Below are 12,734 nucleotides of genomic sequence, written 5' to 3'. Positions count from 1 at the left end.
CTCGCGCGTGAAGGATCTGATTCTCTTCTTGGTGAAGAAGGGGCTGTAAGCACTCACTTCACATTCGAAGCCAACAAAAGGGCGAGCGCGAAAGCGTTCGCCCTTTTCATGCCACCCCTCAAATCGCCTCAATGTACTTGAACGGCCTGATCCCCGAGCTCTTCCAGAAGTAAGCCAGGATAATCACGCTGGCCACCGCAGCATACGCACACCACAACGACGTAAACGCGTAGCGCTTCACCGCCATCACGGTCAGCAAAATAATCAGGTTCGCAGCTCCAAAGAGCACCATCGCCCTGACCTTCGAGAAGAACAACGAGCCGCACGTAGCAATTACATACAGCACCGCAACCCAGGTCCTGTTGGTCGCGTAGTTGACGTACACAATGCTATTGCCCGCTACCGAGACCTGCAGCGGATACGCCGCGAGGCCCCACAGCATGTAGAGCGTCAGCAGCGTTCCCAGAATCACGAATGGCAGCATCGTTCGCCGTCGTGCTCGCGTCTGCTCAAACAGCATAATGCTCAGCGGCATCAGAAACGGCAGTAACCCCTGTGCATAGATTACGAATGCCGCACCCATATCGTGCGTCACCGCCGGCGACAGGATGCCATCCAACCCCAGCCAGACGAAGCCTTCCATGAACTGATGCACCGCAAACAGCGTCGGCAGCGAAGCAAATAACAGCTCGCGCCTGTGCTTTACTTTCGTCAGTGTGACGACGCCGACCGCACCGAGCACACCGCTCCCCACAAAGTTCGCTGTCGCAGAAAAACACATTGCCTCGCCATCCCTCCGAAGTAGTGCAGATCATAACCGATGCCCACAGTTATCATTGTTCGATGAGCAACACATCGTCTCGCCAAAACATTCCTGGCACATCGCCTTACGAACCCATCATCGGCTTCTCGCGCGCAGTACGCATCGGCAACGTCGTCCACGTCTCGGGTACCGGCCCGGTCGGAGCCGAAGACCTCTCACCTGCGGAACAGACCCGCACGGTCCTCAAGCTCATCGAGACCGCGCTCACACAGGCTGGAGCTACCTTCGAGAACGTCGTCCGCACCCGCATGTTTCTTGCCCACGTCGAGGACTGGGAAGAGATTGGCCGCGCCCACGGCGAGGTCTTTGGCACAATTCGCCCCGCGAGCACCATGGTCGTCGCCGCCCTGCTCAACCCGAAGTGGCACGTCGAGATCGAAGCCGAAGCCGTGCTGCCCTAGATCATTTCCGCTGTAGCTGTACGCTGGACTCTATGGAGAACTTCCGCCTCCGCGTCTTCCGCGCTGTCGCCCGCCACCGCAACTTCCGCGTGGCCGCCGAAGAACTCCTGCTCACTCAGCCCGCCGTCACGCAGCAGATCAAAGCGCTGGAGGCGGAGCTGGGTGTTGCGCTCTTCGATCGCTCCGGCGGCAAAATCACCCTCACTGCCGCCGGGAAAACTCTTCTTCCCTACGCCGAAAAACTCGCGGACCTGTCGGATGAGGCGCGCCAGGCCGTCGCAGCGACGACCAGCACCAATGCTGGCCACCTCACCCTCGCCGCCTCGCAGACTATCGGGCAATACCTGCTCCCGCAACTCATCGCCGGTTTCCTGCTCGAAAACCCAAAGGTCAACATCGATGTGATCGGTGGAAACACACGGACCGCACTCGAAGCTCTCGTCAGTCGTCGTGCCCAGCTCGCACTCATCGAGGGCCCTGCTATGCGCCAGGATGTCCGCATTGAACCCTTCATGGAAGACCACATGATCTGCGTCGTCCCCGCCACGCACGAGTGGGCTGGCGAAGATATCGAGCTCGCGCAGCTCCAGCAGGCTACGTTCGTCGCGCGCGAACTCGGCTCCGGCTCACGCCGTATCGTCGAGCAGGCCTTTGAACGTGCCGGCCTTCGCCTCCGCGACCTCCACGTCCGCATGACCTTCGACTCCACCGAAGGCCTGCTCAGCGCCGTGGAAGCAGGCCTGGGCATCGCGTTTGTCTCACGCTGGGCGGTACGTTCGCAGTTGGCTCTCGGAAACCTGCGAGTTGCACACGTTCGCGGATTGCAACTCGCGCGAATGTTCTCGCTGGCCACTCCCAGCGGTCCTGAACCTATTGGCGTCACGGGAGCCTTCTACCGCTTCATCCTAGAACGAGCCGAAGCCCTGGCACCTCGCCCTACTGGAAGACCAAGCCCTGCAGCCGAAGGCTAGATCGAAATCATTCGAAAGTAGATTGCCGCCAGGGAAGCTCCAGCCACAACTACCCAGAGGACTACCCCCTGCACCAGCGGCCTGATGCCAACCTGCTTCAGGGTCTTCTTCGACAGGCTCGTCCCGATCAGGAACAGCGTCGCCGTCAGGCCTACTTTGCCGAGATGGTTCAGTGAGCCAAACATCGGTCGCAGGCTCGGAAGGTACGTACTCAGTGCAGCCGCGGCGCAGAACAGCACGATGAACCAGGGAATCTTTACCCCGGCACTGGGACCAGCATTGCCCCTGCGCGTTCCATGTCGCGCGATAAACGTCGCGGTGATCAAGGATACCGGCACAATCCATAACGCACGCGCCAGCTTTACCGTGGTTCCGATCGCCAGCGCCTGATCGCCGTACTTTGCGGCTGCGCCGACCACGGAACTCGTATCGTGGATAGCCAATGCCGCCCACAGTCCGAACTGGTTCTGGCTCAGATGCAGTGCCCATCCCACTGCGGGAAACAACAGGAGAGCCATTGAGTTCAGCAGGAACACGGTGCCCATCGATACGCTGATCTCTTCTTCGCCCGCCTCGGTGATCGGCGCCAAAGCGGCGATTGCGCTTCCGCCGCAGATAGCTGTACCCGCCGCGATCAGGAACGAAGCCTTGCCGCCCACCTTCAGCAGCTTGCCCAGGAGCAGTCCCAGCCCCAGCGCAGCCGTAATGCTCACCGCCGTATAGAGAAACCCCGAGCGCCCGGCATGCACCACCTGTTGAAGGTTCATCCCAAAACCCAGAGCAACCACCGAAGCCTGCAGCAGCAGCTTCGCCAGCGAGCTCGCCTCGGCCCGCAGGGGATGCTCCACCGAAAAACCGAAGGCAATGCCACCCACCAGCGCTACAGGCGGCGACACCAGGCCGCTGGCCGCGATCAATAGCCCGAGAAAGAACACCGTTTTGCTGTTGAGCGTCTTGAATGCCGCTGTCTTCTCTTGACACTCGACTATCGTTTGAGTCGTCATTTTTGTTTGCCTCGACTTCCACTGTCTTCCCGCCAAAACGGCACGTCCAAGCAGAAGTTCTTATCGCCCATAAGCGCCCTCTCCCCTATTCACCCTCCACTCGGTTATTCTTCAGGCAATGCCCAAGCTCTCAATTCGCGACCTCGACCTTACCGGTAAGCGCGTCCTCATTCGCGTCGACTTCAACGTGCCCCTCTCCAAGGAGGGCACCATCACCGACGACACACGCATTCGTGAGACCATCCCCACCATCGAATACGCGCTGCGCCGCAAGGCCCGGGTGATCCTCGCCGCACACCTTGGCCGCCCCAAAGGCAAGCACGTCGACACGATGAGCCTGCGGCCGGTCGTCGATCGCCTGCGTTCGCTGCTCGACCATGTGCTCGATCCGGATGAGAACGTTGCCTTCGCGCCCGATTGCGTTGGGCCGGTGGCGTTCGAGCTCGCCGAGAACCTCGAGCCCGGCCAGACGCTACTGCTGGAAAACCTGCGCTTCCACGCCGGTGAAGAGGCCAATGACCCAGAATTCGCTAAAAAGCTCGCGCAGCTCTGTGACCTCTATGTGAACGATGCATTCGGAGCAGCACATCGCGCGCATGCCTCCACCGAGGGCATCACGCACTTCGTCGCCCAGTCGGCTGCAGGCTTGCTGATGGAGAAGGAACTCAACTATCTCGGGAAGGCGGTTGCCGAACCGAACCGTCCGTTTGTCGCTATCATCGGCGGTGCCAAGGTCTCGGACAAAATCGAGGTCATCAACGCGTTGCTCAACAAGGTCGACGCCCTGTTGATCGGCGGCGCGATGGCCTATACCTTCCTCAACGCGCAGGGCCAGACCACCGGCAAGTCGCTCGTGGAAGCCGACAAGTATGACGTCGCCCGTGCAGCCCTCGAGAAAGCCGAAGCCCGTGGCGTGAAGTTTCTGCTGCCTGTCGATCACATCCTTGCGGACAAGTTCAGTTCTGATGCAAAGACCCGGATCTTCAGCGGCACGGAGCCCTTCCCCGCCGAGCTGATGGCCCTGGACATCGGACCTGAGACGATCAAGCTCTTTGCGGCGGAGATAGCTGAGGCCGCGACCGTCGTCTGGAACGGCCCCATGGGCGTCGCCGAACTGTCACCCTTCGCCAAGGGCACTAACGCCATCGCCAAAGCGCTCGCGAAGAACGAAGATGCCATCACCATCGTCGGCGGCGGAGACTCGGTAGCGGCGCTGCACAACTCCGGCGTCGCGGACAAGATCACGCACATCTCAACCGGCGGCGGGGCGAGCCTGGAGTTTCTTGAAGGCAAGACGCTGCCAGGTGTGGCCGCCCTTACACAAAAATAAACAGTGCCGAGTTACCAGTTCTTAAAAGCGAAACTGGTAACTCGTGGCTTGCGGCTCAAGACACAACCGGACAGGCTCCGCGGCGTGCGAATTTCGGCCACACTCCCTTGCCATTCCTCACACCCAGCCCGTAATCTCCACTGACCACAGCCTTTATGGGAGACCTGAACGTATGCGCAAGCCCTTCATCGCCGGCAACTGGAAGATGTACAAGACGCCCAAGGAGTCGCTTGCCTTTCTCGACGCCTTTCTTCCGCTGGTCGAGGGACATACGCGTGACGAGATCGCCGTCTTTCCCACGATGAGTTCGCTGGGCTATGTACTGGAAGCCACGGTCGGGACCAACGTCCGCGCCGGCGCGCAGAACATGCATTGGCTCAATGAAGGCCCCTATACCGGGCAGACCTCACCCACCATGCTCGTCTCCATTGGGTGCAGGCACGTCCTGCTGGGCCACTCCGAACAACGCCTCTACTTCAACGAGACCTATGAGCGGGTGAACCTCAAGCTGAAGGCAGCGATCAACCACGGCATCACACCGATCGTCTGCGTTGGAGAGCTGCTGGCGGAGCGCGAGGACCTCAAAACAGAGGAGACGCTGCGTAGCCAGGTTCGGGCTGCCCTGCGCAATATCTCGGCCAGCGAGGCCCGCCGCCTGGTTATCGCCTATGAGCCTATCTGGGCTATCGGCACCGGCTCTACGGCCTCACCTGAGGTCGCGGCAGAGGCTCATAAGATCATCCGGCATGAACTCAGCCACTGCTGCGGCGAGCAGACTGCCGACAACACGCGCATCCTCTACGGTGGGTCAGTGAAGCCTGAGAATATCGGCGCGCTCATGCAGCAGGAAGAGATCGACGGAGCACTGGTTGGCGGCGCTAGCCTGGTGCCTACTACCTTCGCCAACATCGTCCACTACGCTTAGAACCTAATTAGCGGACCAAGCCTGCCTGATCCATCGGCCAGTACACGAATGCTGCCCGGCCATAGATCAAGTCCCGATCTACCGGGCCGAAGTCCCGGCTGTCGCTGGAGATGGAGCGGTGGTCGCCCATCACGAAGTACTCGCCGTGCGGTATGGTCATCTCCGGCTGCGAGCGGTCGTCTTCGTACTTCAGCGGCACATAGCTCTCTTTGAGCGGATTGCCGTTCACCCATACCGTTCCGTGGTCGATTCGCAGCGTGTCTCCCGGCAGGGCGATTACGCGCTTGATGTAGCTCTTGGTGTGGTCGTGCGGGTAGAGGAATACAACGACATCACTACGATGGATGTGCTCTCCCACCAGGCTGCCGAGACTCGAGTAGGCAAACTTGTCGATGAACAGCCGGTCCTGGTCTTCCAGTACCGGCAGCATGCTCGTGCCTTCCACCCTCACTGGCTGATACAGGAACAGAATGATGAACGCCGACACGATGACTGCGACGAGCAGGTCCGTCGCCCATGAGCGCAGACCCATACTTTTTGGGGTTTGCGGTGTTTGTGTCGCTTCTGGTGTCGGCTGCTCCAACCTTGCCTCTTTTCCTGCCGGGCGTATTTGCCCACTCTCTACTTTTATAGACGTATTTGAGCCTCAAAGAGAACACAAACCAACAACCGTCGTCATTTCAGGTCCAGCCCCGGGACCAGCGTCTTGCCGTCGATCCCGATTGGAGACCAGTCCATGACAATTGCTTTTGCCAGTTTGGCGATGGTGACCTCGCCCTCGTTGTCGACCGTCCAGCTGTGGTCGGTGTTGTCGTAGGTAAAGATCGAGAGCACCATCGGGCCGGTCTTGCCGGCGACGATGGCGACGTCGTTGCGGACCGCGTTCAGGCTTCCGGTCTTACTGGCGATGGCGGTGCCTGTCTCGCTGGAATCGACCGTCTCCAGGTAGCGTGGAATTGTCTCGCGGTAGAACTGGTTGCTCAACATCTTCAGGCCCACCTCGCAGACAGCGAGATCCTGGGCATCGGGCTTGGCGAAGCCTTCGCTGGAGGTTGGCGGTACAGGAGTTGTTCGGGGGGCATCGGCATGTAACTCGCAGCGCCCGATCCGGGTCATCAAGACTGCCATCTCGTAGGGAGTCGTCTTGCCCAGGCCGAACTTTGGCTGGTCAGCCGGCATGGGGCCGGTGGCGGGTTTCATGACCTTCTTGTAGAGGTGCGTGTTCGTGAGCCCCAGTGCTACCATCCGCGCATTGACTGGATCTACGCCGAAACGGTCGATCATCATGTTCGTTGCCGTGTTGTCGCTGACGATCACCATCATGGTCAGGGCGTCTTTGAGCGTGACGGTGATCGGCGTGTCGAAGAAGAGGAGAACGCCCGATCCACTAACGGGATCGCCCGGCTTCAAGACTAGCTTTTCGTCCCAGTGGGCCTTGCCCTCGCGGACTTCGACCATCGCCTCATACAAGATCGCCAGCTTGATGTCGGAGGCGGTTTGTACGGGTAGGCTCTGGTCGATGCCTACCGTTTTACCTGTGTTCAGCTGGACGGCATAGAGGGCTACTTTGCCGTGGTGCGCGGAGAGAATCGGCTGTAGTTGCGCGAGTAGTTCGTGGTCGCCGGTGAGCGCTGGAGTAGGAGCCTGGGCCTTTGTGCGTGTCACGACGAACAGCAGGATCGCCACGAATAAAACTTTTGCAGCCTTCATCCAATCTCTCTCCTGAATAGGTGATCCCTCCAACATACCTTGCCTGCGTCTTCTGTTGGACTATGAAGTAAATCGAGTCTTTCGTACCCCATAAGTATGTGCGAATATCGCACATACTGTCTTTCGTCTTGGCCTGCAACTGCTTAGCGTTCCACTGGAGAATGCCAGCTAGAATAGCTTTGTATGCTCGATTTAGGGTTTGTGCGGGCGAATCTCCCGCTTGTAGAAGAAAAACTGCGCTCACGCGGCGCAGATTCGTCGGTTTTGGCCGATTTTGCGAAGCTCGACGCGGAACGCCGCGCCGCGATTACCGAGGTCGAAACCCTCAAGGCACAGCGCAATGCTCTTTCGGAGGAGTTTGCGAAGGTCAAGCGCGCCGGTGGCGATGTTGCCGCTGTCAGCCAGCGCTCCGGTGAACTGAAGGACCGGACAGCCACCCTTGAAGCCACCGCCAATGCCGCCGATGCGACATTGCGTGACCTGCTCCAGGGTCTGCCCAACCTGCCGCATGACGATGTGCCCGTCGGCAAGTCCGAGCACGACAATGTCTGCGAAAAGACCTGGGATGAGCCTACCCGGTTCGACTTCACAGCCAAGCCGCATTGGGAGATTGGCGAAGAACTGGGCATCCTCGACTTCGGCCGCGCTGCGAAGATCTCCGGCTCGCGCTTTGTCGTGCATTTCGGTGCGGGTGCCCGGCTGGAGCGGGCGCTGGCCAACTTTATGCTCGACCTGCATACTCGCGAGCACGGCTATGCCGAGGTGCTGCCGCCCTACATGGTCAACTCCAGTTCCCTGTTTGGCACGGGACAGTTGCCAAAGTTTGCGGAAGACCTCTTCCACTGCGACGACAAGGGCCCGTACACGCCTGGCCAGTTGCAGGAGAACGACCACTGGCTGATCCCCACGGCTGAAGTTCCGCTCACCAATCTGTTCCGCGATGAGACCATCGACCTGAGCGGCGGCACGATCTCGTTTACGGCTTATACGCCGTGCTTCCGTTCGGAGGCTGGGTCGTATGGGAAAGATGTGCGCGGCATGATTCGCCAGCACCAGTTCCAGAAGGTGGAGCTTGTAAAGTTCACGCGGCCCGAGAACTCCTACGAGGAGCACGAGAGGCTCACTCGGGATGCCGAGTCCGTGCTCGAGCGCCTTGGCCTTCCTTATCGCCGCATGCTGCTCTGCACCGGGGACATGGGCTTCGGCTCTGCCAAGACCTATGACCTTGAGGTGTGGGTCCCTGGGCAGCAGACCTATCGCGAGATCTCTTCCTGCTCGAACTTCGAGAGCTTCCAGGCGCGTCGCGCGAACATCCGGTACAAGCCTGCGGGATCGAACAAAGCGGAGTTCGTGCATACGCTCAACGGCAGCGGCCTGGCCGTGGGCCGCACGTATCTTGCGATTCTGGAGAACTATCAGCAAGCCGATGGCTCGGTGCGGATTCCCGAGGCACTGCAGCCCTATATGGGCGGCGAGACCGTGATTACCAAGCAGTCCCTGGGGCGTGCACTATGACCCGTTTGTTGCGCAGCTACTTCTTCTGGTCCTACGAACGCGGCAGCTTTCACTACGACGTGATGGTTACGGCCATCCTGCTCTTCGTGTTTGTGTCGCCGCACTTTATCGACTTCAAAGACAGGCCCGTGAAGACCGTGCCGCTGCGTGCCAGCGAGGTGCTGGTCAAAGAGGCAGGCAGCAGCGGCAACGAGGCGCGGTTTATCTATGAGATTCGCGCTGAGGACCTCGATGGCGCATCGACCGATGCCGAGATAAAAACAGCGCTTCTCCGCGTGATCGAACCCATGGCCGGCGAGGTGACATTGGAGCACTACAAGGCTGTGCCAGACACCAAAGGCAAGATCGTCGCGTATGACGCTACTGTGCTGCGCTGATTGATTGGGCATCGGGTGATGACAGAAGGAGCTTTTTCACGATGAAGGTTCTTCGCAGCTCTGCCATCCTAGCTCTGGCCGCTGGGCTCTCAGCGCCTTTGGTTCATGCCCAGGTATCTTCGCCACAGCTCGCCGATGTCCTCAAGAAACTCGATGCCGCGGCTGCAAACTTCCACAACGCTCAGGCAGAGGTCAGCTATGACAACTACACACGGGTAGTCCGCGATCACACCATCAATACGGGCTCGATCTATATCGAGCGCTCCAGTAAGAGCCAAGAGATGGGTGCTGTCTTCTTTAATCTCGGCCCTGACAACAAGCCTGAGAAGTCACCGGCCAAGATCCTTGTCTACGATGGCAACACACTCCAGATCTATACGCCCGGCACGAACCAGAACGACATCTTCAAGGCTGGAGCCAACCAGGCAAAGTACGAGAGCTTTCTGACGCTAGGCTTCGGCGGCAGCGGCAGCGATCTCGTCAAGTCCTGGACGATCCAGGACCAGGGTCCCGAGACCCTTAGCGACGGAACACAGCAGATCAAGACTGAAAAGCTCGATCTCGTCAGCAAGGATGACAGCGTGAGGAACTTGTACACCCACGTCACCATCTGGGTTGACCCCGTACGAGGCCTCTCGCTCAAGCAAATCTTCTACGAACCCAATGGAGACAGCCGCACTACTACGTACTCGAAGATCAGGCTGAACAAAAAAATCAATACGGGCCCCTATGAGATCAGTAAGGATGCGCAACGCATCCTGCACTAATTTCAGGTCGCGGGGTAACCGAGTGGACTGATAGCGTCAATACCTTTCACCAGGTGAAAGGAAAGCAATTCAGTCGTTACGGCTGCGCCTTCACTCCAGCCTGCGGCAGCAAGGTACACCCCTGCGGCCTGACTTTTGCGGCCCGGTTGAAACCGGGCCCTTCCGGGACTTGCCACAACAAAGTGTTTGCATGGTTCGAACGAGACACATCCCCCCGATGGCTAAAACCGGGTTGCCATGGGAGTTTGTCACGCGACTGAAGCTGTAGCTGTGTGCTAATGCAATCGATGGATCGCGCATTTTCGATTTGCGCCGCACTGCGTCACAAATTGAGCTGGACATCAATTTCAGAAGACTGAGCCTGCCGATAGATACTGGATAAGCATCAAACGAGCAGGCCAATGATTCGTTGGATGGCCGCAACGTATAGGAGTTTTCCGGATGAAGGTTCTTCGCAGCTTTGCTAGTGTAGCCCTGGCCGTTGGCCTCTCGATGCCTTTGATTCACGCACAGGAGTCGCAGCTCTCGACGGTTCTCTCGCAGCTTGACGCTGCCAGTCAACGCTTCAAGAGCGCGCGGGCTGACTTCAAGTGGGATTACTACGAACGCGTCGTCCGCGACACCACCACGCAGACCGGCCCCATCTACTTCGAACGCAATGGCACGGCTATCCAGATGGGTGCCGTCGTCGCCGACCCGACCACGAAGAAGACGCAAAGGGTGATCGAATATAAAGGTGGCGTGCTGCAGATGTTCGACCCCGGTGTCGATCAGATCACCGTTCTGCATGCTGGAAACAACCAAGCCCAGTATGAGAGTTTTCTGACGCTAGGTTTTGGCGGTAGCGGAAAAGATCTTGCCCGCATCTGGAACATTACGGACCAGGGCACGGAGTCCATCACCGACAACGGACAGTCGATTAAAGTCGAGAAACTCGACCTGGTCGCCAAAGATCCCAGCGTGAAGAACACGTTCACTCACGTCACCATCTGGGTCGATCCCACGCGCGGCGTCCCACTGAAGCAGGTCTTCAATACCCCGTCAGGCGACTACCGTACAGCAACGTACTCCAACATCAAACTGAATGGCAGCATCGACAAGGGAAGCTTCAAGATGCATACGGACTCGCATACGACTACGGTTAATCACTGAGTCTTCGGTACGAGCTTCGCGGGTAGAGCGTATATGGGCAGGAGCGGTCGGGCGTCCGCCCGATGCGATGGGGCACCCGGATTTGTGGCGATACGGGTAAGAAGCAGATTCCCTGCGGGAATGACAGAAAGAAAAGCAAGTGCTCTATCGAGGCGACTCGAGAGGTTGTTTTGGGTGCTCCCGCATCAGGGCAAAGCTTGCCAGGAGGATCACTATGGGGAAGCACTCCAGTGTGTATCTCGGCTCGGAGTTGTCGATCGTTGCCAGCAGGATGCAGCGCAGCAGAACGAAGGCGACCATCGCGTAGGCGAGTGCGCTATAGCCGCTCCAGCCCTGTCGCCGCCAGCGCCACAGCCCTACCGCTGCCAATACGAGATACGCGGCATCTAACGAGGCATAGAAAAGGCTGAAGGCGGAGGCCTTTGGATGCTTTCGCCAGTGCCACCAATCGAGCGGGAGATCCATTAGCTCTACTCGTGGACAGAGCCACATGTCCGCAAGCCTGGCTAGCGGCAAGACGATGTAATAACGAAGAGGGTGGGCTGCAACCCGCTCTGCCGCGAGCCTGGCGAAGGCGGCGTCGGACTCTGGGTTGGCCGAGGTGACCTCGTTGTACTGCGCATAGATCCGCTCCGTCTCCTGGCGCTGGGCGGCGTTGTCGAAGGCGCGGGATGGGAGGTCGGTCAGCGCAAGCTGCGATCCGTCATAGGTCCAGTAGACGTCCAGCGTCGATTTGAAGTCGATGGCCCAGGTTCTGTACCAGCGCTGAAAGCCATAGGAGATCGGCTCGCCGGGATCGGTTGCATAGCGCGGCGCCAGCGGCTGCACCACGTGAAACACACGCCAGTTGCGGGCGCCCCATACCAGCAGAGGCAAGGCGATGATCAGGGCCACGCTGGCGGCAGGGAGGCTGCGCCTGGCTAGACCTGCTTTGACTGGGCCGCCTTTGGGGCGAAGGCTCACACCCAGCATCGCCGGAACCACCACCATGGGCAGCAGCGCCTGATCCGGGCGCACCAGGACGGCATAGGCTGAGGCGAGCCCAACCGGCAAGAGCCAGGCGTTCCAGGGCCTTCCCTGCTGCTGCAGCCGCATCCACCGCTCCAAAGAGAACAGGGCCAGCGTGATGCAGAAGAGGCTGAGAGTCTCCGTGAGCGCGGCGGCGACGTAGTTCGAGGTGAAGGGACAGAGTGCCGCCAGGCCGAGCGCTATCAGCCCGGCGCGCCTGCCCATCAGTCTGGCGGCCAGAACGCCCAGCAGACAGCACTCGACGAGGGCGAGAAGGGCCTGCACCCAGACGACGGCGATGAAGTTCTGGTCCCCGAAGAGCGAAAAACACACCCCGAGAAAGATGGGATAGCCGGGTAGCCGGATCAGGGTGGGGCGAATCACACTGCCGGCTTCCGTTACCCCGTAGATGTGATTCGAGAAGAGATTATGAGCGAGGTCGGCATAGATCAGCGAGTCCCCCACAAACTCGTCGTGGTAGCGGATGAAGACCACACGTAGCGCGATACCCGCCAGCAAGAGCAGTACCGCAAACCCCCATCCTCGTCCACGCTGATGCATTTCCTTGCATCATACCGATTGGAGTGTTTCCTTTGTTGCTTTTCGGAGTAGCAACAGCCTTGACGCAGAGGGCGCAGAGGAAAGACGCAAAGGTCGCGGAGGGTTTCGTGGCGAAACCTGGGGTGGTTCCTCTGCGAACCAGGATGGCTGACATTTCGATACGTAATACGATAACTAAAACGCGATACGA

General features: G+C 59.2%; 13 protein-coding genes. 8 read left to right on the top strand and 5 right to left on the bottom strand.

The window, feature by feature from the left end:
* Positions 1-118: 118 nt before the first annotated feature.
* Positions 119-781, bottom strand: a complete 663-nt coding sequence (locus GSQ91_RS01705) for a DUF6629 family protein (RefSeq protein ID WP_158819533.1) — start codon at positions 779-781, stop codon at positions 119-121.
* A 62-nt stretch (positions 782-843) separates the two neighbouring features.
* Between GSQ91_RS01705 and GSQ91_RS01700 the strand changes: the two genes are divergently transcribed.
* Both GSQ91_RS01700 and GSQ91_RS01695 read left to right on the top strand, forming a co-directional pair.
* A complete protein-coding gene (locus GSQ91_RS01700) occupies positions 844-1,224 on the top strand; it encodes a RidA family protein (protein ID WP_158819532.1) in 381 nt (126 codons plus the stop codon).
* 32 nt (positions 1,225-1,256) lie between these two features.
* On the top strand, positions 1,257-2,195 hold the full coding sequence (locus tag GSQ91_RS01695; RefSeq protein ID WP_158819531.1) for a LysR family transcriptional regulator: 939 nt from the start codon (positions 1,257-1,259) through the stop codon (positions 2,193-2,195).
* Here the strand turns inward: GSQ91_RS01695 and GSQ91_RS01690 are convergent.
* Entirely contained in the window at positions 2,192-3,199 is a 1,008-nt protein-coding gene (locus GSQ91_RS01690) for a YeiH family protein (RefSeq protein WP_158819530.1), read from the bottom strand. The genes GSQ91_RS01695 and GSQ91_RS01690 overlap by 4 nt on opposite strands.
* Before the next feature lie 118 nt (positions 3,200-3,317).
* Between GSQ91_RS01690 and pgk the strand changes: the two genes are divergently transcribed.
* A complete protein-coding gene (gene pgk, locus GSQ91_RS01685; RefSeq protein WP_158819529.1) occupies positions 3,318-4,529 on the top strand; it encodes a phosphoglycerate kinase in 1,212 nt (403 codons plus the stop codon).
* Between the two features lie 172 nt (positions 4,530-4,701).
* Entirely contained in the window at positions 4,702-5,454 is a 753-nt protein-coding gene (tpiA, locus tag GSQ91_RS01680) for a triose-phosphate isomerase (protein WP_158819528.1), read from the top strand.
* 7 nt (positions 5,455-5,461) lie between these two features.
* On the opposite strand, the gene lepB is transcribed toward tpiA, so the two are convergent.
* Both lepB and GSQ91_RS01670 read right to left on the bottom strand, forming a co-directional pair.
* The gene (gene lepB, locus GSQ91_RS01675) at positions 5,462-5,986 is read right to left on the bottom strand and encodes a signal peptidase I (protein WP_158819527.1); all 525 of its coding nucleotides are present in this window, start codon (positions 5,984-5,986) and stop codon (positions 5,462-5,464) included.
* 143 nt (positions 5,987-6,129) lie between these two features.
* Positions 6,130-7,164 carry a serine hydrolase gene (locus GSQ91_RS01670; RefSeq protein ID WP_254064316.1) on the bottom strand — a complete coding sequence of 345 codons (1,035 nt, stop codon included), beginning with the start codon at positions 7,162-7,164 and terminating at the stop codon, positions 6,130-6,132.
* Between the two features lie 183 nt (positions 7,165-7,347).
* Between GSQ91_RS01670 and serS the strand changes: the two genes are divergently transcribed.
* The 4 genes from serS to GSQ91_RS01650 all read left to right on the top strand — a co-directional run bounded on the left by serS (position 7,348) and on the right by GSQ91_RS01650 (position 10,975).
* Entirely contained in the window at positions 7,348-8,679 is a 1,332-nt protein-coding gene (gene serS / locus GSQ91_RS01665; protein WP_158819526.1) for a serine--tRNA ligase, read from the top strand.
* The gene (locus tag GSQ91_RS01660; RefSeq protein ID WP_158819525.1) at positions 8,676-9,056 is read left to right on the top strand and encodes a hypothetical protein; all 381 of its coding nucleotides are present in this window, start codon (positions 8,676-8,678) and stop codon (positions 9,054-9,056) included. Before serS ends, GSQ91_RS01660 begins: the two co-directional genes overlap by 4 nt.
* Before the next feature lie 41 nt (positions 9,057-9,097).
* Positions 9,098-9,823 carry an outer membrane lipoprotein-sorting protein gene (locus GSQ91_RS01655; RefSeq protein WP_158819524.1) on the top strand — a complete coding sequence of 242 codons (726 nt, stop codon included), beginning with the start codon at positions 9,098-9,100 and terminating at the stop codon, positions 9,821-9,823.
* 441 nt (positions 9,824-10,264) lie between these two features.
* The gene (locus tag GSQ91_RS01650; RefSeq protein ID WP_158819523.1) at positions 10,265-10,975 is read left to right on the top strand and encodes an outer membrane lipoprotein-sorting protein; all 711 of its coding nucleotides are present in this window, start codon (positions 10,265-10,267) and stop codon (positions 10,973-10,975) included.
* Between the two features lie 144 nt (positions 10,976-11,119).
* Here the strand turns inward: GSQ91_RS01650 and GSQ91_RS01645 are convergent, their stop codons facing one another.
* A complete protein-coding gene (locus GSQ91_RS01645) occupies positions 11,120-12,544 on the bottom strand; it encodes a glycosyltransferase family 39 protein (RefSeq protein ID WP_158819522.1) in 1,425 nt (474 codons plus the stop codon).
* Positions 12,545-12,734: the final 190 nt, after the last annotated feature.

This window comes from Granulicella sp. S156 (genome assembly GCF_009766105.1).
Lineage (GTDB): Bacteria > Acidobacteriota > Terriglobia > Terriglobales > Acidobacteriaceae > Granulicella.
Note: the sequence above shows the minus strand (reverse complement) of the source record. Positions and strands in the feature narration are given on the sequence as shown.